The following is a 19144-nucleotide window of genomic DNA, read 5'->3' on the forward strand; positions in this document are numbered from 1 at the left end:
AGTGCCCCCGGTGCCTCCGTAAGCCCCTCTCCCCTCTCCTCCTCTGCCCTCTCCCCCTCCGCCCCACCCCGCCCGCCCGTCCGGCCCGCCCATCCAGATGCTGGGATGCTGGAGGCCGACAGGGTGGGGCGCGATGAGGCTGGGGGATCCGAGCCGTGAAGGACGTGGAGGACAAGGTGCGGGTGGTGATCGCCGAGGATTCGGTGCTGCTGCGGGAGGGGCTGAGCCGGCTGCTCACCGACCGGGGGCATGAGGTCGTGGCGGGCGTGGGCGACGCCGAGTCGCTGATGAAGACGGTCGGGGAGCTGGCGGACGAGGGCGCGCTGCCGGATGTGGTGGTGGCGGACGTCCGGATGCCGCCGACCCACACCGACGAGGGGGTGCGGGCCGCGATCCGGCTGCGCCGGGACCACCCCGGCCTGGGGGTGCTGGTGCTCTCCCAGTACGTCGAGGAGCAGTACGCCACGGAGCTGCTGGCGGGTTCGAGCCGGGGGATCGGCTATCTGCTCAAGGACCGGGTGGCGGAGGTGCGCGAGTTCGTCGACGCGGTGGTCCGGGTCGCCGAGGGCGGGACCGCGCTGGACCCGGAGGTGGTGGCGCAGCTGCTGGGGCGCAGCCGTAAGCAGGACGTACTGGCCCATCTGACTCCCCGGGAGCGGGAGGTGCTGGGGCTGATGGCCGAGGGCCGGACGAACTCCGCCATCGCCCGTCAGCTGGTGGTCAGCGGTGGTGCGGTGGAGAAGCACGTGAGCAACATCTTCCTGAAGCTGGGCCTGGCGCAGAGTGACGAGGATCACCGCAGAGTGCTCGCCGTGCTCACCCATCTCCGGTCCTGAGCACATCTCCGGTCCCGAGCCGCTCCCACCGCGACCACCCGGGGCCTAGGACTTCGGACGGAGAACCAAAGCACGAGCCCGGAGCGTCTTGAATAAGCGGTCACGGGGGCGGTGATTTCATGACAAAACACACCAGAACGGTGTCTCATGCCAGGCTCCACCATGCGATCACCCCGGGGAAGGGAACCCTTACCCACGTACGATGGTTATGGGACAACCGTCCGGTACGACACGTCCCGAGCCCTGCCTCCGGCGGGGACGCCGCACCCCTCGAGGGAGGTCCGAAGCAGTGACCAGCCAGGTCAGTAGCCCAGCCGAGCAGACCGACGCAGCGCATGTCGGGGAACAGCGCTCTTCCGGTGACGGCGGGCAAGGCAAGGAAGTCCGGCGTCTGGACCGGGTGATCATCCGGTTTGCCGGTGACTCCGGTGACGGTATGCAGCTCACCGGGGACCGTTTCACGTCCGAGACGGCGTCGTTCGGCAACGACCTGTCGACGCTGCCGAACTTCCCCGCCGAGATCCGGGCCCCCGCCGGCACCCTGCCCGGGGTCTCCAGCTTCCAGCTGCACTTCGCCGACCACGACATCCTCACCCCCGGCGACGCCCCCAACGTCCTGGTCGCGATGAACCCGGCCGCCCTCAAGGCCAACCTCGCCGACGTCCCGCGCGGCGCGGAGATCATCGTCAACACCGACGAGTTCACCAAGCGCCCGATGGCGAAGGTCGGCTACGAGACCAGCCCGCTGGAGGACGGCTCACTGGCCGCCTACAACGTCCACCCGGTGCCGCTGACGACACTGACCATCGAGGCGCTCAAGGAGTTCGGGCTCTCCCGCAAGGAGGCCGAGCGCAGCAAGAACATGTTCGCGCTGGGGCTGTTGTCGTGGATGTACCACCGGCCGACGGAGGGCACGGAGAAGTTCCTGCGGGCGAAGTTCGCGAAGAAGCCGGATATCGCCGAGGCGAATGTGACGGCGTTCCGGGCGGGGTGGAACTTCGGTGAGACCACGGAGGATTTCGCGGTCTCGTACGAGGTCGCTCCGGCCACGCGGGCCTTCGAGGCGGGGACGTACCGGAACATCTCCGGGAACCTGGCGCTGTCCTACGGGCTGATCGCCGCCTCCCAGCAGGCGGACCTGCCGCTGTACCTGGGCTCGTATCCGATCACGCCGGCCTCCGACATCCTGCATGAGCTGTCGAAGCACAAGAACTTCGGCGTGCGCACGTTCCAGGCGGAGGACGAGATCGCCGGGATCGGGGCGGCGCTGGGGGCCGCGTTCGGCGGTGCGCTGGCGGTGACGACGACGTCGGGGCCGGGGGTGGCGCTGAAGTCGGAGACGATCGGGCTGGCGGTCAGCCTGGAGCTGCCGCTTCTGGTGGTGGACATCCAGCGCGGCGGGCCGTCGACGGGGCTGCCGACCAAGACCGAGCAGGCGGATCTGCTGCAGGCGATGTACGGCCGCAACGGCGAGGCCCCCGTCCCGGTCGTCGCGCCCCGGACCCCCGCCGACTGCTTCGACGCGGCGCTGGACGCGGCCCGGATCGCGCTGGCCTACCGCACCCCGGTGTTCCTGCTCTCCGACGGCTATCTGGCCAACGGCTCCGAGCCCTGGCGGATCCCCGATCCCGCCGAACTGCCCGACCTGCGGGTCCAGTTCGCCACCGGCGCCAACCACCGGCTGGCGGACGGCACCGAGGTGTTCTGGCCGTACAAGCGCGACGAGCACACGCTGGCCCGCCCCTGGGCGGTACCGGGCACGCCGGGGCTGGAGCACCGCATCGGCGGCATCGAGAAGCAGGACGGCACGGGCAACATCTCCTACGACCCGGCCAACCACGACTTCATGGTCCGCACCCGCCAGGCGAAGGTCGACGGCATCACCGTCCCGGACCTCGTCGTCGACGACCCCGCCGACGACGACGGGCGCGGCGCCGCCACCCTCGTCATCGGCTGGGGCTCGACCTACGGCCCGATCACCGCGGCGGTACGGCGCGTGCGGGGCGCAGGGGGGCGCATCGCGCAGGCCCATCTGCGCCATCTCAACCCCTTCCCCCGGAATCTGGGTGAGGTACTGGCGCGTTACGAGAAGGTGATCGTGCCGGAGATGAACCTCGGGCAGCTCGCCACGCTGCTGCGCGCCAGGTATCTGGTCGACGCGCGCTCGCACACCCAGGTCAGCGGGATGCCGTTCAAGGCCGAGCAGCTCGCGGAGGTCTTTAAGGAGGCCATCAATGACTGAGACGATCTCGGAGGAGAAGCCCGCGGTGCGGGGCAAGGCGTCCGCGGTGACGTCCCCGGTGCGGGCGGAGAGCAGCCCGCAGGCCGAGGCGCTGTCGCTGGTGCCCAAGGCCGAGGCCAAGCAGTCCATGAAGGACTTCAAGTCCGATCAGGAAGTGCGCTGGTGCCCCGGCTGCGGCGATTACGCCGTCCTCGCCGCCGTCCAGGGCTTCCTGCCCGAGCTGGGCCTGGCGAAGGAGAACATCGTCTTCGTCTCCGGTATCGGCTGCTCCTCCCGCTTCCCGTACTACATGAACACCTACGGGATGCACTCCATCCACGGCCGCGCCCCGGCGATCGCGACGGGGCTGGCCTCGTCGCGGCGGGACCTGTCCGTGTGGGTGGTCACCGGCGACGGCGATGCGCTGTCCATCGGCGGCAACCACCTCATCCACGCCCTGCGCCGCAACGTCAACCTCAAGATCCTGCTGTTCAACAACCGGATCTACGGTCTGACCAAGGGCCAGTACTCCCCGACCTCCGAGGTCGGCAAGATCACCAAGTCGACGCCGATGGGCTCCCTGGACGCTCCGTTCAACCCCGTCTCCCTCGCCCTGGGCGCCGAGGCCACCTTCGTCGCCCGCACCGTCGACTCCGACCGCAAGCACCTGACCTCCGTGCTGCGCGAGGCCGCCGCCCACCCCGGCACGGCGCTGGTGGAGATCTACCAGAACTGCAACATCTTCAACGACGGCGCCTTCGAGGTCCTCAAGGACAAGGAGAAGGCCCAGGAGGCCGTCATCCGCCTGGAGCACGGGCAGCCGATCCGCTTCGGCGCACCGGCCCCCGACGGCCTTGGCGCCAAGGGTGTGGTCCGCGATCCGGCCACCGGCGACCTCAAGATCATCGACGTCCTGGAGGAGGGCACGGACGGGGTTCTGGTGCACGATGCGCACAACCCCTCACCGACCACCGCCTTCGCCCTTTCCCGCCTCGCCGACCCCACCACCCTCCACCACACCCCCATCGGCATCCTCCGCAATGTCGACCGCCCGGTCTACGACACCCTCATGGCCGAGCAACTCGACACCGCCGTCGAGCAGCAGGGCAAGGGCGACCTCGCCGCGCTGCTGGCCGGCAACGACACCTGGACGGTCGTGGGCTGACGATCCCACGGCCGGGCCCAGCGGGGGCCTCCGGACGTCCTCACGGGCTCCGGAGGCCCCCGTTCCTGTTCCTGTTCCTGTTCCTGTTCCTCCCGATCCTGATCGGGCGTGACCAGGATCCTGATCACGTTCCTGGCGTCGGTGCTGCCGCGCGCGCCCCGCGTCCGTCATGACCGTATGCCGGGACGCACATGACGGGCAGGGCCGAACGACGCTACCGTCACAGGGTCACCGCAGCACCGTCAGGAGGGTCCCCCTTGCCGTCGAGAAGTGATCAGCGCACCGGACTCGCCTACGGTCTTGCCGCCTACACGATGTGGGGCCTGCTGCCGCTGTACTGGCATCTGCTGGAAGCCGCCGCACCGTCCGAGATCCTGGCCCACCGCATGGTGTGGTCGCTGCCGGTCGCCGTCGTGATCCTGACCGTGCTGCGCCGCTGGGCCTGGATAGGCCCGCTGCTGCGGCAGCCCAGGAGGCTCGCGCTGATCCTGGCCTGCACCCTGGTCATCTCGGCGAACTGGTTCCTCTACATCTGGGCGGTCAACTCCGGCCACGTCCTGGAGGCATCGCTGGGCTACTCCCCTAAAGGACAGCTTTAGGGACGTAGGCGAATGCCGACTTCCCTAGGCAGTGAGTTCGAGCGATGACCACCGCTCAGAGGTCCACACGGGCGTGATCTCGATGTGCGGCCCGGGGAACATGTGGACTCGGTCGATGAGTGACGCGAGGATGCCCCGCACGACCGACACGGGGAGGGTGTCCCACTCCTCCAGCAAGTTGCGGACCGCGGGCAGGTAGGGCGCCGCGCCTTCCGCCTTCACTTCTTCGAACTCCAGCTCGCTTAGTTGCTTCTCGATCTTCTCGCGCTGCTTCTTGAGCGTCGCTTTCGTCCGCAGGAACTCGTCGCGGTCGAGATCACCAAGAGCGTGCAGTGTGTTGGCATTGTCGATGCCGGCCTGCACCTTGAGCAGCCGCGCGTCGAGCTGGGCTTTGACTTTCTTCAGGTCTGGCTTTCCTTCCTCCACTTCCGGTAGCGGTGCAGGATTGGCGTCGACCTCGCCAGCAACGCTCTGCAACCATTCGTAGGTCTTCTCTTCCGCATACGAGCGCCGAACATAGGCACCAGTGCAGGAACGATCCCGTTCGTACGCCTTACAGCGGTACTTGTTTGACGTATCGCCAGCATTGAAAACGCCGGCCCGCGATGCCTCGCATACGCCACACCAAGTCAGCCCAGCGAGAGGGTACTTAGGTTGGCGCGCTCTTGGCGGCGTCTTCTTGGTCCGCTCGCGTGCGAGTAGGTACGCGTCCCAGATGGCTTTAGCTTCTTCGGCCTGTTCCTCTTCGCCCTTCTCCTCTCCTTCTTTGGGCAAGCCGATGAGCGGTTTGTGCGCTCCGGGTATGTGGATGTAGTGCGCCCGCTTCTTGCAGGGCTCTTCGAGCCCTTGGCAGGTGTCGGGCCGGTGGACGTGCAGCAGGCCGGCCGCAAAGCCCGAGTCCATGTACCAACGCAGCGACTCATGTGTCCAGGGCTTGCCGCGGGTGTTCTTGTACCCGTTGTGGTTGAGCCAGTTGGTGAGTGGCATGTACCCCTCGCCGTTGACGTACCGCAGGAAGAGACCGCCGTACGCTGGCCCTGCGTCGTTGGGTTCGTATCGCTCTTCTTGTGGCTTGTCGTCGGGGCCGATGCGTCGATGCCACGTGTACCCGGCACGCCGTCCGCCCGCGGCGGGCAGTCCGTGCTCGCGCCGCCAGTCGTGGGTTTCTTTCCACTGCTCGCCGGCGCGGTCGGACTCGAACGCTGCGACCTCGAACAGCATCCCGCGGTGGAACTTTCCCGCCGCCGTAGTGGCGTCGACTTCTTCGGTAGCCGATTGCAACTCGCCGCCAACGCGGTTGACTCGGGCGAGGTTGATGGCAACGCCGTGTCGTGTGCGGCCAAATCGGGAGTACTTCCAGACGGCTATTTCCCGGGCTTCTTGCTTCTCGACGGCGACGATGGCTTCCATGATCCGTCGTTTGAAGTTGCGGCCGGTCTTGTCAAGGTCGGGGATCCAACGAACGATGATCCGGTTGTGGCGGCGCGCCCATTCGAGAATGGTTTTCTTCTGTAGTTCTGGGCTGATCTTCTCCTCTCGCCAGGTTGAAACCCGTATGTACCCGATGGCGGGCACCGGTTCCTGTGAGGTGATGGTGCTCACCAGTGACAGGCGTGGTGTCAACTCGCCTTCCTCCCTTGGGGATTGAATGCGGGTAGTACCGCCGACGCTCGGCCGCGGTTCGCGGCCGGCGTCGGACGCCTTGTGTGGGGTGGGGGGAGATGTGGGGGGAAGCGCAGCTTACGAAATGGTCCAGAGGGAGGGGCCGGCGTGCTGGATGCCGAGGCGGTAGCCGTCGCGGTAGGCGCGTTCTGCTGCGTGTCGACGTTGAGTGATAGCGATAGCGGGTACCGCAGCGCACAACACGGCGAGTCCCGACCGCGTGACGTTGCGACGGGGGGTGGGCAAGCAGGCGCTGGCCCCCACCATCGCAGCGCCGACTGCTGCGGCCGTGATCGCCGCTGCTGCGACCCGCTTCTCGTTCTTCAAGTCGTCGATCCTCCCCAGATCTGTGTGTCGCTCAACCGTTGTTCCCTGGGCTGCACGAGGGGGGTGCCTCTTCGTGGACCAGGGAAGATCGAGCCGTTATCTGACCTACGCGGCGCCTTGTGGCGATCTTGGTGGGTCTGACACACAGTGTGCTGTACCGGTCTGACATCCGCGGCTGGATGTCCTGACGGCGCATCACTCGGTCTTTGCTCGGTTGGCCTTATCTGTCGTTATCCGTACTGTTTTGCGCCTCTTGACGCTGCATTTCCGTGACGAAGGTCACGAAGAGCTGTAGGCGCTGCTGGTCGGTGATGCCGAGTAGCAGCGCCGCTTCTTCGGCCGTGATCCGGCGGCCACCCTCGGCTGGCGGCGCGGTGCGGGTGAGCTCTTCCTCGGTCGCCCACCCGGAGCGCACGAGTAGCTCGCCGAGCGATACGCCGAGCGTTGGCGCCATCGCCGCGAGCACGTCGGGCCGCGGGACTGATACCTCGTTGATGATCCGGGAGACGGTTGCGGACGACACGCCGGCCCTCTTGGCAAAGTCGCCTCGGCCGCCGCTACGTGGCCCGGATACGTCGTACCCGAGGGCCGTGAGTCGATCTGAGAACCAGCGCGCGAACTCGCGCAGACCCCCCTCGGGTGTGTTCTTTCTTTCCTGTTCGTTCCTTCGCATGGATGCAATCTACCTAGCCAGAACGCAACATGCCGCATCTTGACGGATTACTAACGCGCACTTTGCTGGCCAGAAAACACCATGTTCACCTCTTCGTGGACATATGGGCAGCATACATGGGGTAGCCGGACGCGCACTGGAGATATTCGGGGATAGGTCACAGCAGCTAACTTTCTTGCCAGAACGCAATCAGTAGGGTTACGTTCCTTCTCGTCAGAACGTAAGGACGACGACCAGGGGGCACCCATGCACTACGACCATGCGCGCCTACTTGCTGCAATGAACGCAGCGGGCGACACCGACGGCGCCCGGGCCGCTCGGCGGCTGGACGTTCACCCGGCCACCGCTTGGCGGTTGCGCGTCGGGCGCAGCCAGCCCAGTACGCGCACTCTTGCCGCCATTGAGCGCGCGTACGGACTCACCGCTAGTGACCTGTTCCGGAGTGCGGCATGAGCAGTGACGCCGTTCGGATGTTCGCCATCCGTAGCGCCGCGCAGCAGCTCGCCGCCGGCGTCGCGCTGCGTGAGTCCAAGAGTCCGGCGGAGGCTGCCCGGGACGCCTGGTATCCGGGGCATCGCCTCGGGTCCGTTGAGGCCATCGAGGCGCACATACGTGCAGATCGCGCGCGCCGCCGGGCGGCCGTCGAGCCCCTGGTCGCTGCCTGAAACGTAGCTGGGGCGCCTTGACGGCGCCCGGGCGGCACACACCCACCCATTAGCTTTCTCTCAAGAAAGAAACGTCGAGGTTTCATGACTCTCGCCCTCTCTGAGCAGCCGACCACCCCCGCCGCGCTCACTCCTGCTGCCTACAGCGTTCCCACCCCCGCCGGAGCGGCGCATGTCCAATACATCCCCGCTCCGCACGGCGCGCCGGCTGACGCGCCCCGGGTGTTCACCGTGATCAACGCCGTCATGCGCGACACGGTCCCGGTCGGCAAAGACCAGGTGAACGCCCAGCAGCGGTACAAGTTCCGTGGCATCGATGACCTGATGTCGGCTGTTGCTGGGCCGATGCGCATGCACGGCTTGTTCATCCTGCCCGAGGTTGCCGAGCAGTCCGCCGAGCGTCGCGGCGAGAAGATGACCACCGTTCGGCTCACGATGCGCTACTACCTGTACGGGCCGGCCGGGGATGCGCTGGTTGCCACGGTGCCGGGTGAGGCCGCCGATTTCGCGGACAAGGCGACCAACAAGGCGATGTCGGCGTCGATGAAATATCTCCTGTTGCAGGTCCTCATGATTCCCGTGGATGCGCGCAGCATCGACGACGGCGACCGCGACCACCCCGCCGAGCCGACCGAGCAGCAGCGCGCCGAGCGGGCCGCGCAGCAGCGCCGCCGAGCCGAGCGCCAGCAGCCGCGCGGGCAGCGTTCCCAGCAGCTGCGCCGCAGCAGCCGCGCCGAGGCGGGACCGTGGGAGCAACCGCCCCAGCAGGCCCCGGTCGGCCCTCCGCGTGACTTCCTGGCCGAGGCGACCGCGGCGCCGAGCCCCGAGGCGTTTGCCACGGTGCGCGCCGCCGCCGTCGAGGCCGGCGCCCCGGCGGACTACCTTGCCCGCCTCGACGCGATCGCCGCGCAAAAGCGCACCGCCGCCCAGCAGCCGCAGCGCCCTCGCGAGCCGCAGCCGTCCAGGCCCGACCAGGAACGCGCCGCCCTGCTCGGGGAGATGTACGACGCCGCCCGGGCGGCCGGGCTGGTCGACAACGCCGAGGCCGATGAGACGTTCGCCAACCGGTACGGGCTCCAGCCCGGCGAGGCCAGTAGCGATCAGCTGCGCGAGATGCGCGATGACCTGCTCGACCACGCCCGCGCCGCCGGGGGTGCCCAGTGAACGGCGCCGAGCAGCACGTCGAGTCGTTGCGTGATCTCGCCGTCGAGGCCGCCGCGTTGAAGCTGCTGGCCGAGCGTGTTGCCGCAGCACAGAAGGACGTACGCCAGCGCACGCAACTCGCCCTTGACGCCGCCGCCGAGCGTGACGGGGTTGAGCGCGTGACCGCCACCCTGCCAACCGGTGAGACCGTCGCCACGATCGGGCTACGCAAGGGCGAGACCGGCCCCGTCGTCGTCGACGAGGACGCGTTCGCCCGATGGGTACGCGCCACGTTCCCCGATGAGCAGTGGACCGAAACGGCAATCGTGCGCCGGGTCAAGCCGTGGAAAGCGGCCGAACTGCTCGCCGAGATGGCCGCAGCTGGCGCTGCGCGCGTGGTCGTCGCCGACCAGCAGGTCGACGAGACAACCGGCGAGGTCATCGCGGATGCCGTCGCACACGACGTACCGGGCGTCGCCATCAAGCCGACCCGCGCACGCACACACGCGGTGACGTGGCGGAAGGGCGGGAAGGAAGCGACCGCCGAGGCGTGGCGCTCCGGCGCCCTCGCCCAGCAGATTGCCGCCCTTACCGCGCCGGACGACGAGGCGACATGAGCCGCGCCCACCGGTGTGCGCACTGGTCAGGGGGCGCCGGGCGGTACTGCAACGCGTCCGGCGCCCGCCGATACGTCATCGGGTGGCGCTGTCCCCGCCATACTCCGGCCGCGCTCGCCGGCCGCGACGAACCCCCTTTCACCCTTCCTGTGAGGAAAGCGCGTTGACCCTGGATGCCTCGGATTGGGTCTGGAACCGGTCCGAATCGCGTGGACTGGCCCGAACGATCCTGCTCGCCATCGCGGACAAGTGCCCCGATGCGAGCTGCACCGCCTACGCCGGTACCGCGATGCTCATGCAGCGCACCCGCGCGGCGCGCTCATCGGTCCGGGCTGCGGTCGACAAGCTGCTCGACTCCGGCGAGCTGGAGATCGTTACCGGCTTCCTCGGGCCGAACGGCGAGACCGTCTACAGGCTGCCGCACGCCGTCGGACACGTCCGCCAGCAGTCCGAGGTAGCCGACATAAGCCGGGCCGGTGACCGGCCCGGTCCGGATCCCGACCCGGGCCGGTATCAGGCCCCCGGAGGGCCGGTAACCGGCCCCGGGGGGAGCGGTAACCGGCCCGAGGGAGGACCGGAAGCCAGCCCGGGGGAGGACCGGTATCCGGCCCCGGGGGGAGCGGAAGCCAGCCCCCATAACAACAGCAGCTCTCTACTACAACAGCAGCAGCAGCAGCACGCGCCCGCGCGCACGAGCGGTTCCACGGTCATCGAGCAGTTGCGCCCCCTCGTCGGCGCGCTCGACGCCGCAGGCGTCGCGGTGCGCTGGTCGCTCGGCCTCGGCGAGCAACGCGACGTGCACCGGCTTGTCGAACGGCACGGCGTCGCCGCCCTGGTCGAACTCGCCGCACACCGCACCGCTCCCGGCGACGCCCCCAAATCGGCCCGCTACTGGCTCAAGGTCTGGTCCGACCTCAACCACGCCCCCGCCACCTCCCCCGCCGCTAGCACGAACGTCGTGCCCTTCCGCAGCCGCGCCGCCGCTCCCCCCGCCTCGACCCGCCACAACCTTCTCGCCGCCCTCGACCACATCGAATCCCGAGAGGACGCCTAATGCAGCCCCGAGAGATCGCCGCCCTACTCCACCGCATCGGCCTCAACGACAGCCGAATCGACCGACAACTCGCCGACGAAAACAGTGCCGAGCGCGCCATCACCCGATGGACCGAAGCCCTAACCAATGTCCCTGCCACGCTGCCCGACGGGTCGTGGGACGTCGGACGTGCAGTCCGCAACTACTACGAACGCAAAGGCGGCGACAACAGCGCGCAGTACCGGCCCATGGAGCCCCACGACGTCCTCGCCGCGTGGGCACCGCACCGCACCGCCCTCATGCAGCGCCACACCGACCCCGCCCCGGCCGTCGACCCGGACAACGTCGCCGCCTACCTCGCCGAGCTGCGCACGGGCCGAACCGCCGTTGCCACCGGGCAAGCCACCCCGGTCGAGCAGCGCGCCCTCACCGCCGCGCCCATCGACCCAAGGATCGCCGAGCGGCTCCACCAAATCGGCTCACCGATACCTGAGCAGGCCCGTGCCCAACTCGCCCAGTTCCGGCCGCGCGCCGCCGACCGCGAGGCCCTCGTGCGGGCCGGCGGACCCGACCCACTCGCCGTCGCCTGCACCTGGTGCCACGCCGAGCCCGGCAAGCCGTGCCGCGGCGGATGGCGCCCCAACGGCAAGGGCCGCCGCATCAAGAACAGACCGCACGACAGCCGCATAGACCTCGCCGCCCAGCAGCAAGGAGTCGCCGCATGACCCCCCGCCACGACAAAACCCGCAACCTCACCCGCTACCGGGTGACCGCTACCTGGCCGGCCCGCACGGTCACCTTCAGCAACTCCGACCGCCGCCAGGTCAACGCCAAGGCCCGCAAGTGGGCCAAGGACGGCGCCCTGGTGGTAGTCGAGCGCGCCAAGAGCTACGAGTGGCAGCACGACCGCACATTCGACGGCCCGGCCATGCTCGCCGAGCAGGAGCAGGCACGCGCCGAAGCCGAGGCCGCAGCCCACCGACGCGCCGTCGACGAGCAGCTCGCCAAGCAGACGGCACGATTCGTCGAACGCGTCCTTGCCGAGCACGCCGAAGCGGAGCACGACCGGCACGCACGGCTCATGCAGCGCCCGCCCGTTCCCCGGCGCGCCGAGGGCCGCCTCACCGCTGCGCACGTCGTTGCCGGCCGGGGCATCCGATGACCGCCCGCGCCGTCGTCGGACTGCTCGCCGGTGCTCTGCACGAGCTGCACCCGAGCCTCTATGACGCTGCCCGGCACCCGGTTGACCCTGCCGCCCGCCGTGACGCCGAGCTGCTACTCGCTGCCCTCGGCGAACAGGGCATGACGGTGACCGCTCATCCCACAAAGGGCACGCGAGTGCAGCCCTGAACGCGATAACGTTCTCTCTAGCAAGAACGTGGTTCACGCAAGAATGAAAGAGGATGCATGGCAGGCGAAACCGTCATCACGATTGCCGGCAATCTTGTCGACGACCCCGAACTACGCTTCACACCCGCCGGCGCAGCCGTCGCCCGCTTCCGCGTGGCATCCACCCCACGCACCTTCGACCGCCAGACCAACGAATGGCGCGACGGCGAACCCCTGTTCCTGAACTGCTCAGCATGGCGCCGACTCGCCGAAAACACCGCCGAGTCCCTGACCCGCGGAACCCGCGTCATCGTCACCGGCCGGCTCAAACAGCGCACGTACGACGACCGCGAGGGGAACAAGCGCACCGCCTACGAGCTCGACGCCGAGGAGATCGGCCCCAGCCTCAAGAGCGCAACCGCCACCGTCACCAAGAACGGCCGCAACAACGCCCAGCAGCCGACGCACGAGCCCGCCACCGACCCATGGGCCAACAGCCTGCAACAGCCGCAGTACGCCGCCGAACCGCCGTTCTGATCGGCGCCGAGCGACCGGTCGATGCCGCTCCCATGCGCGCGAGAACAGCCCACAGCAACCCCTCACCGTCACAGCAAAGGACACCGCCAATGACTTCCACCATGCCCCCGCGCCTCACCGAAGCCCGCGTCGTTGGTGCGCTGCCCGCCGACGGTTGGTTTGTGGAGTACCGGGAGGACGACGGCACGACGTTCTCATCGCCACTCGCCGCGTGGGCGGTACATGCCTACGGCAGCGTTGCTGACCTAGTCCCGCTCGACGTCGACCGCAACGGAACCACCGACGACCCGCGCACGTGCTCGAACTTCGTTCGCATCTATCGCCGCGATCACGAATCGACACCGTGACACGGCACACCAGGGGCGCGCCCATCTGACCAACGGTCGGGCGCGCCCCTCGTGGCCGTTTCCTGCTCCGTACCGACAACGGGAGTTGTGCACCATGCCTACCGCCGAGACTGCCCGCCGTGAGGGCGCAGCCGCGCTGCGCGCCGTACGGGAGTTGTGGGGTGAGCTGCTTGTCGCCATCGAGACCCCGCCGGCCGACGTGTGGCCGCCGCGGCAACTCGCGCACACTCTGCGTCCGGTCGCCGATAGCCCGGTCGTCGAGCGCGCCCCGCTGATACTGCGTGAGCACCCCGCCCCGCTCAACGTCACCGCCCTTGATGCTGGCATTGCCGTCGAGCAGGCGCTGTTCGACCTTGCCGACACCCTCGCCGCCGCCGTCCAGCGCGCCCCCCTCGACGACCCCCGACGCTGGAAATACCGCAGCCAGACCGCCCCCGGTAGTCGGGCGCATGGGCTGCACTGGGCCGCACTGTGGATCGAGGGCCGGCTGCTCGACGAGGACACCGAACCCGGGCAGCAGCTCGACGGAACCCTCACCGCCGCCCCCTACCTCCCCCTGCCCGAGCATCTGCTGCACGAGGCGCACCGCGTCGCGCTCACTGCCGAGGCCCGCGTGCTGCGCGCCCTCGGCCTCGACCAGCGCGAGACGCCGATACCCGACCGGCCGTGCCCCTGGTGCGGCGGCGAGCTCACCGTGCACACCGGTCCGGATGAGCCCCCAACCGTGACATGCGTCGGTGGGGCGAGTTGCAGCGCGCCCGTGGCCCTCGACCTTTGGGGCCGGCGCGTGTGGGAGTGGTCGGACCTGATGGGCCTGGCGGATGCTCTCGACGCCTCCGAGGGGCGCGGCGACATGGCGCGGGTGGCGTGATCGGTACCGGCAATTCGACTGATGTTCTTGCGGGTTGAGTCGCTTCTTCCCTCAACAGGGGGTTGTGTCCTGTGTTTATTGGGGTAATGTACTGACTACACACCGAGTTGCCGCTCGGTTCACACCTCAGACATGGAGACCCCCATGCAGCAGATGACCCTCGCCGAACGCGCCGCCGTCACATATGCCACGGTCGGCCGCGGCGCCCGCGTCCATTACTCACCGAGCAACGATGAAACGCTGTGCGGTCGTCTCGTCGGCGAGTACCTCGACGTCATAGACGCTTCCGAACTGCTCGACGAGAAGGGGCACAAGATGTGTGCCCGTTGTTGGCAGGCTGCCGAGAGGCGCGCCGAGGCTCGCCGACTCGCGCAGCAGCCCGAGCAGGACGTCGTCGAGGTCGAGCTCGCCGAGACCGTCGAGGCCATCGAGCAGGCCGACGCCGCCGAAGGGACGTGGCGCGGCGGCTGGATCCCCAGCACTCTGGCTCCGGCTGACGAGGTGCTGTTCGACGTTGTCCCGGACGTCGGGCAGGGCGCCCTCTTCGGCTGACGGTTCCCTGCCCGCCCGGGGCCGCACCCGGGCGGGCAGGTGTCAGTGCCGAGCGGAAGACTGTCGAGACCAACACCACGGCCAGGGAGCGCCAAGACATGAGCACCAACGACAAGCAGCCGCACGTCGCCCACTACACGCGCCGCAGAGAAACCCCGCCGCGTACCCAGGCGGAACAGGTCGGCGAAATCATCCGGGCCCACAAGGACGCCGCCCCGCGCGAACGCTTCCTGCACGACATGCTCAACGCCACGGCCGAGGACTCCCCGCCGGCGCCGGAGGGGCAGGCCGCCGAAATCCGCCAGAAGAGCACCCTGGCGCCACACCGCGCCAAACTCGCCCGTGCCTTGGAAAATGAGTTGGCGAGGCATGAGGCCGAGAAGGCCCGTGCCCGTCTCGCCGACGCGGGCGCTTATGAGCGTGAGGGCGGGAACGTACCGAACCTGGTGGAGGTCATCTACGAGGCGTACCTCGTAGGCGCGGTGCCCGCCTCGGAGATAGCCCGCGAATTGCATGTCACCGAGGAGTACGTGCGTGAGGTCGTTCGCACGCACGCGCCGTTCTCGTGGTTCGTCGAGGTGCGCACCGATGCCGGGAAGTGGGAGGAGCAGGACGGCTCCGAGGACCTGTGGCCGGCGGTCGATGTCGAGGAGATAGCGCGGGGCCTGCTCGCCGACTCCGTGAGTGCGGGCACTCGCGCACGTGTGCGGGTGTGGAAGGGGCACGGCCCCGCACCCGACGCCGAGCCTGTGTACGTCGCGTACACGCACGACCAGGACGCCAACTAGCCCACCCGCTACGGTTCGCCCGCCTCGGAGAATGGCCGAGGCGGGCCAGGATGGAGACAACCCAGCATGAGCACCCCCGAGCGTGCATACGGCCGGACCACGGCCAAGGCGCGCACCGTGCACCTCGTTTTGGGCGACAGGACACTCTGCGGCCGGGCCGTACGTATGGCCGTGCCCGCCGAGCAGGCTCTCGACGGCCCGTTGTGCGGCGTCTGTGAGCAGGAAGAGGCCCGCCACGCCATGACCATGCACGTCGAGGGCGCGAATATCCGCAGTGCGACCGGCCCCGGGAGCCCGGCCGCGTACGTGGCTGCGCTGCGTAGCAGCGACGACGTGCCGATGCCCGCCCCGGTCGTCGAGTGGCTGCGGCAGATCGTCGAGGCCGCGGCGCCGGCCAAGGGTACCGACGGCAAGATCACGTATGACGATGCCCGGCGTATCCGGCGCGAGGCCGTCGCCCTCGACGCGGTGCGCGACGAGCTCGTACTCGATGCCTACGTGAGTGGTACGCCCGCGCTACAGATTGCCGATGATCTGCTGCTGACCTCGGCCTACGTGCACCGCATCGTCAAGAACAACCCTTGGTCGGCCGTGTGGCGCGCTGAGCGGCTCGACGGTGAGCAGTGGGTGCTGCTCGGCGATGAGGAGCGCGGCGCCATCGAGCGGCCGACGGGGAATGCAGCGCGTGTGGCCGAGAGGCTGCTGCCGCCGATCATTGCTAAGGGCTTTACCGGCGTACCGCTGCGCGTACTCGTGTGGCGTGACGTCGAGGGCGCCGTCGATGAGGCGCGCGCCGTTGCTGAGTACAACCCGGGTGCCTTTCCGTCACACCCCGGGCGCCAATAGAAAGCGGGCCCGGAGCGATTGCCGTCGCTGACCGGGCCCTGGCCACAGACAGGAGACCCCCCTGCCATGGCGTATGCCAACCGTACCGCCGCCGGCTCCGTGCCGGCTCCCCCCTCGTGGCTGGCCCGCTGGGCACCGATATTCGCCTCGGTGCTCGTCACGGGCCTAGTCGCCTACTGCGCCTTTCGCCTGAGTTTCGAGGCACTGACCGCCCTTGCCGAGGCGCACGGCGTCGAGGCCGACGTCGTGTGGATGTTCGCCGCCCTGGTCGATGGCGGCGCCGTCATGGGAACCGTGGGCGTCGTGGTGGCCCGATGGAACGGCCGCAAGACGTGGCCGTACTGGCTCACGATCGCCGGTTTCGCCGCAACATCGCTCGGCTTCAACGTCGCGCACTCCGACGGTACCGCCGCCGGTATCGCTATCGCAGTGACGCCGCCCGTGGCGCAGCTCGTCGCGACCGAACTGCTTGTGCGGATGCTGCCGGCGCCGGAGACCGGCACAGTGTCGCCCGTCGCCGTCGTACCGTCGGTCACTGCCGCCGAGGCTGCCGCCCGTCGCGCCGAGAGTGCCGCCCGGAGTGTTGCCGACACCGTGACTGTCGCTGTTGGTGACGCCACCGACGCCGCCCGCGCCTATGCGGCCGAGGCGAGCGCCGCCGCCGAGCGGGCCGCGCAGATCAGCGCGGGCGACACTGCCGCCGCCATTCCGGTCGAGCAGCTCGACCTCGCCGCCCTGGTCGCCGCCGTTGACAGCGAGCCGCCGTTCACCGCCGACGACACCGTCACCTCCGTGCCGGGACCGTTGCCGCACTCGGCGACGTTCGCCGCCCCGCCGCCGCTTGTCGCCGAGGCTGCCGCCGCCGGCGGTGACGCTGTGCTGCTTGTCGATGGCGAGGTGCCGCGGCGGTGGATCGAGGCGTACCGGCGCGTCGAGCAGGTGACCGGTAAGCGGCCGACGGCCGAGCGACTCGGCGCTGCGCTCGGGCTCAAGCGGACCCGCGGCGGCGAGATCCGCGAGCTAGTCGAGGCCGTTCTCGAACCGGCTTGCGCCGTTATGGTTTCGTGACCTAATGTTGGGGGCGCTTCCGGCGTGCCCGGAAACACCCCCAACAACTCCACAAACCCGAGCGCCCTGCCCCGCACCCCCGACGCGGCAGGGCGCTCGCCTATGCCCGCCGGGAGGTGATGCCATGCAGCGCCGCCCCGTCACCGACAACGAGCGCGACGAGATCCGCCGCCGCCACACTGCCGGCGAGACCCGCAACCAGATCGCCCGCGCCCTCGGCCGCAGCGCCTCGACCGTCTCGCGCATCGCCGCCGACCTTGGGCTGCGCTTCGAGGGCGGCGCCCGCACCGCAGCAGCCACCGAGGCCCGGCGCCTCGACCTTGCTGCACTGCGCCGGGACCTCGTCGAGCGGCTCTACCTACGCGCCGCGGCCAACCTTGACCGTGTCGAGGCCGACGCCTATGTGCGCGTCGAGCTGCTCCCCAACGGCCGCACGGTGCGCATAGTCACCGACGCACCACCCGCGCAGGACGAGCGCCACCACTCGCACGCCATCGGTTCGTACGTGACCAGCGCGCAGCGCCTCGCCGACGTCGACGCCGAGGGCGAGAGCAGGGGCGCATCGATGCTCGACCGGCTCGCCGACGTCTTCCTCGGCCCGACCAACGGTGGTGATGACGAGGGGGGTTGATGGCTTCGCCCGCCCCTCTGACCGTCAAGCAGGAACGTTCGATCCGCGAGTCGGTCGACGTCCGCATCGCGCTTTGGCACGGGGCCGTACGGTCCGGAAAGACGTACGCGAGCCTGCTCGCCTTCCTCATGCACCTACGGCGCGCTCCGGCCTCGGGACTGCTGCTGATCTGCGGCAGGTCCTTGCAGACCATCGAGCGCAACATCATCGAACCCCTACAAGACCCTGCCCTGTTTGACCCGGACATTGCTGCCGCAGTGCGTCACACCCGCGGGGCGACAACGGCGAGCATCTTCGGCCGCACTGTGCACCTGATCGGCGCCAGCGACGCGCGCGCCGAGGGCAGGCTGCGCGGCTTGACGGCCGCGCTCGCGTACGTCGACGAGGCGACGCTGCTGCCCGAGGCGTTCTTCGTGCAGTTGCTTGCCCGACTGTCCGTGCCTGGCGCGAAGTTGCTCGCGACCACGAACCCCGACTCGCCCCGGCACTGGCTCAAGACCGGGTATCTCGACCGCGAGGGCGAACTCGACCTGCGCGCGTGGCATTTCCGTCTCGCCGACAACCCGTCGTTGTCCGAGGCGTACGTCGACGCGCTGCGCGCCGAGTATGTCGGTCTGTGGCGTCGCCGGATGATCGACGGCGCGTGGGTGGTGGCCGAGGGTTCCGTCTACGACATGTGGGATGAGCAGCGGCACGTCGTCGACTCCCTGCCCGCGATGCGCCGCTACTGGGCTGCGGTCGACTACGGCACCACCAATCCGTTTTCCGCGCTCCTCGTCGGTCTGGGAGACGATGACCGGCTGTATGTGGTGAACGAGTGGCGCCACGACTCGCGCGCCGCCCGCCGCCAGATGACCGACGCGCAATACAGCCGCGCCGTCCGTGAATGGCTAGCCGAGCACGGCATCGAGCCAGATTGGATCTTCGTCGACCCATCGGCCGCATCGTTTTCCACACAGCTGTGGACAGACGGCCACCCGGGCGTCACCCGCGCTCGAAACGACGTCCTCGACGGCATCCGGTCCGTGTCGACCGCGCTCGACTCCGGGCTACTGCGCGTGCACTCCTCATGTACCGGGCTGCTGTCCGAACTTCCCGGCTACGCATGGGACCCCGCCGCGTCCGACAAGGGCGAAGACCGGCCGATCAAGCGTGATGACCACTCGTGCGACGCGCTGCGCTACGCCCTGCACTCCACCGTCCACGAGTGGCGACACCTGTTGACCACGTGAGC

Annotated in this window: 20 protein-coding genes and 2 pseudogenes; 20 read left to right on the plus strand and 2 right to left on the minus strand. The window is 69.0% G+C overall.

All coding sequences use genetic code 11. The features are described from left to right. Positions 1-176 precede the first annotated feature (176 nt). The 4 genes and pseudogenes from AZE13_RS14395 to AZE13_RS14410 all read left to right on the plus strand — a co-directional run. A complete protein-coding gene (locus tag AZE13_RS14395) occupies positions 177-836 on the plus strand; it encodes a response regulator transcription factor (protein ID WP_066931410.1) in 660 nt (219 codons plus the stop codon). Between the two features lie 289 nt (positions 837-1125). Further along, entirely contained in the window at positions 1126-3078 is a 1953-nt protein-coding gene (locus tag AZE13_RS14400) for a 2-oxoacid:acceptor oxidoreductase subunit alpha (RefSeq protein ID WP_066930980.1), read from the plus strand. 127 nt (positions 3079-3205) lie between these two features. Beyond that, positions 3206-4222: a 2-oxoacid:ferredoxin oxidoreductase subunit beta gene (locus AZE13_RS14405; protein WP_258527822.1), complete on the plus strand. Its 1017-nt coding sequence runs from the start codon at positions 3206-3208 to the stop codon at positions 4220-4222. Between the two features lie 257 nt (positions 4223-4479). Then, a pseudogene (locus tag AZE13_RS14410) lies at positions 4480-4800 on the plus strand (EamA family transporter); the annotation flags it as partial. Positions 4801-4845: 45 nt separating this feature from the next. Here AZE13_RS14410 and AZE13_RS34015 read toward each other — a convergent pair. After that, complete coding sequence (locus AZE13_RS34015; protein WP_147264662.1) at positions 4846-6423, minus strand: recombinase family protein; 1578 nt, start codon at positions 6421-6423, stop codon at positions 4846-4848. A gap of 607 nt (positions 6424-7030) precedes the next feature. Further along, positions 7031-7483, minus strand: a complete 453-nt coding sequence (locus AZE13_RS34020) for a helix-turn-helix domain-containing protein (RefSeq protein WP_079123989.1) — start codon at positions 7481-7483, stop codon at positions 7031-7033. 449 nt (positions 7484-7932) lie between these two features. Between AZE13_RS34020 and AZE13_RS14425 the strand changes: the two genes are divergently transcribed. From AZE13_RS14425 to AZE13_RS14495, 16 genes and pseudogenes are all read left to right on the plus strand, one after another. Beyond that, positions 7933-8148, plus strand: coding sequence for a hypothetical protein (locus tag AZE13_RS14425; protein ID WP_066930987.1), 216 nt, complete (start codon positions 7933-7935; stop codon positions 8146-8148). 84 nt (positions 8149-8232) lie between these two features. After that, on the plus strand, positions 8233-9312 hold the full coding sequence (locus AZE13_RS14430; protein WP_079123990.1) for an ERF family protein: 1080 nt from the start codon (positions 8233-8235) through the stop codon (positions 9310-9312). Next, entirely contained in the window at positions 9309-9908 is a 600-nt protein-coding gene (locus AZE13_RS14435) for a hypothetical protein (protein ID WP_066930989.1), read from the plus strand. Before AZE13_RS14430 ends, AZE13_RS14435 begins: the two co-directional genes overlap by 4 nt. Positions 9909-10071: 163 nt before the next feature. Then, positions 10072-10962 carry a hypothetical protein gene (locus AZE13_RS14440; RefSeq protein WP_066930991.1) on the plus strand — a complete coding sequence of 297 codons (891 nt, stop codon included), beginning with the start codon at positions 10072-10074 and terminating at the stop codon, positions 10960-10962. Then, the gene (locus AZE13_RS14445; protein ID WP_066930993.1) at positions 10962-11666 is read left to right on the plus strand and encodes a hypothetical protein; all 705 of its coding nucleotides are present in this window, start codon (positions 10962-10964) and stop codon (positions 11664-11666) included. The genes AZE13_RS14440 and AZE13_RS14445 overlap by 1 nt, the downstream gene beginning before the upstream one ends. Further along, positions 11663-12103 (plus strand): hypothetical protein, encoded by a 441-nt coding sequence (locus AZE13_RS14450; RefSeq protein ID WP_066930995.1) that lies wholly within the window; start codon positions 11663-11665, stop codon positions 12101-12103. Before AZE13_RS14445 ends, AZE13_RS14450 begins: the two co-directional genes overlap by 4 nt. Next, positions 12100-12291, plus strand: a complete 192-nt coding sequence (locus AZE13_RS36340; RefSeq protein WP_147264663.1) for a hypothetical protein — start codon at positions 12100-12102, stop codon at positions 12289-12291. Before AZE13_RS14450 ends, AZE13_RS36340 begins: the two co-directional genes overlap by 4 nt. Before the next feature lie 57 nt (positions 12292-12348). After that, positions 12349-12768: pseudogene (locus tag AZE13_RS14455) on the plus strand (single-stranded DNA-binding protein); the annotation flags it as partial. Between the two features lie 128 nt (positions 12769-12896). Then, positions 12897-13154, plus strand: a complete 258-nt coding sequence (locus AZE13_RS14460) for a hypothetical protein (protein ID WP_066930999.1) — start codon at positions 12897-12899, stop codon at positions 13152-13154. A gap of 94 nt (positions 13155-13248) precedes the next feature. After that, positions 13249-14025 (plus strand): hypothetical protein, encoded by a 777-nt coding sequence (locus AZE13_RS14465; RefSeq protein WP_066931001.1) that lies wholly within the window; start codon positions 13249-13251, stop codon positions 14023-14025. Between the two features lie 144 nt (positions 14026-14169). Beyond that, the gene (locus tag AZE13_RS14470; RefSeq protein ID WP_066931003.1) at positions 14170-14577 is read left to right on the plus strand and encodes a hypothetical protein; all 408 of its coding nucleotides are present in this window, start codon (positions 14170-14172) and stop codon (positions 14575-14577) included. 98 nt (positions 14578-14675) lie between these two features. Continuing rightward, on the plus strand, positions 14676-15365 hold the full coding sequence (locus AZE13_RS14475) for a hypothetical protein (protein ID WP_066931005.1): 690 nt from the start codon (positions 14676-14678) through the stop codon (positions 15363-15365). A gap of 66 nt (positions 15366-15431) precedes the next feature. Further along, a complete protein-coding gene (locus tag AZE13_RS14480; RefSeq protein ID WP_066931007.1) occupies positions 15432-16211 on the plus strand; it encodes a hypothetical protein in 780 nt (259 codons plus the stop codon). 66 nt (positions 16212-16277) lie between these two features. Beyond that, positions 16278-17279, plus strand: coding sequence for a DUF2637 domain-containing protein (locus AZE13_RS14485; RefSeq protein ID WP_066931009.1), 1002 nt, complete (start codon positions 16278-16280; stop codon positions 17277-17279). 124 nt (positions 17280-17403) lie between these two features. Then, positions 17404-17910, plus strand: coding sequence for a helix-turn-helix domain-containing protein (locus tag AZE13_RS14490; protein WP_066931010.1), 507 nt, complete (start codon positions 17404-17406; stop codon positions 17908-17910). Then, complete coding sequence (locus tag AZE13_RS14495; RefSeq protein WP_066931011.1) at positions 17910-19142, plus strand: PBSX family phage terminase large subunit; 1233 nt, start codon at positions 17910-17912, stop codon at positions 19140-19142. Before AZE13_RS14490 ends, AZE13_RS14495 begins: the two co-directional genes overlap by 1 nt. Positions 19143-19144 lie beyond the last annotated feature (2 nt).

Origin of the sequence: Streptomyces sp. NBRC 110611, assembly GCF_001590865.1 — a bacterium.
Lineage (GTDB): Bacteria > Actinomycetota > Actinomycetes > Streptomycetales > Streptomycetaceae > Streptomyces.

Bases quoted from the DNA above. Each gene is read 5' to 3' on its own strand.
- AZE13_RS14405 (WP_258527822.1), top strand. From the start codon at position 3,206: ATGAAGGACTTCAAGTCCGATCAGGAAGTGCGCTGGTGCCCCGGCTGC.
- AZE13_RS14430 (WP_079123990.1), top strand. From the start codon at position 8,233: ATGACTCTCGCCCTCTCTGAGCAGCCGACCACCCCCGCCGCGCTCACT.
- AZE13_RS14460 (WP_066930999.1), top strand. From the start codon at position 12,897: ATGACTTCCACCATGCCCCCGCGCCTCACCGAAGCCCGCGTCGTTGGT.
- AZE13_RS14490 (WP_066931010.1), top strand. From the start codon at position 17,404: ATGCAGCGCCGCCCCGTCACCGACAACGAGCGCGACGAGATCCGCCGC.
- AZE13_RS14495 (WP_066931011.1), top strand. From the start codon at position 17,910: ATGGCTTCGCCCGCCCCTCTGACCGTCAAGCAGGAACGTTCGATCCGC.
- AZE13_RS14425 (WP_066930987.1), top strand. From the start codon at position 7,933: ATGAGCAGTGACGCCGTTCGGATGTTCGCCATCCGTAGCGCCGCGCAG.
- AZE13_RS14465 (WP_066931001.1), top strand. From the start codon at position 13,249: ATGCCTACCGCCGAGACTGCCCGCCGTGAGGGCGCAGCCGCGCTGCGC.
- AZE13_RS14470 (WP_066931003.1), top strand. From the start codon at position 14,170: ATGCAGCAGATGACCCTCGCCGAACGCGCCGCCGTCACATATGCCACG.
- AZE13_RS14480 (WP_066931007.1), top strand. From the start codon at position 15,432: ATGAGCACCCCCGAGCGTGCATACGGCCGGACCACGGCCAAGGCGCGC.
- AZE13_RS14445 (WP_066930993.1), top strand. From the start codon at position 10,962: ATGCAGCCCCGAGAGATCGCCGCCCTACTCCACCGCATCGGCCTCAAC.
- AZE13_RS34020 (WP_079123989.1), bottom strand. From the start codon at position 7,483: ATGCGAAGGAACGAACAGGAAAGAAAGAACACACCCGAGGGGGGTCTG.
- AZE13_RS14475 (WP_066931005.1), top strand. From the start codon at position 14,676: ATGAGCACCAACGACAAGCAGCCGCACGTCGCCCACTACACGCGCCGC.
- AZE13_RS14450 (WP_066930995.1), top strand. From the start codon at position 11,663: ATGACCCCCCGCCACGACAAAACCCGCAACCTCACCCGCTACCGGGTG.
- AZE13_RS36340 (WP_147264663.1), top strand. From the start codon at position 12,100: ATGACCGCCCGCGCCGTCGTCGGACTGCTCGCCGGTGCTCTGCACGAG.
- AZE13_RS14485 (WP_066931009.1), top strand. From the start codon at position 16,278: ATGGCGTATGCCAACCGTACCGCCGCCGGCTCCGTGCCGGCTCCCCCC.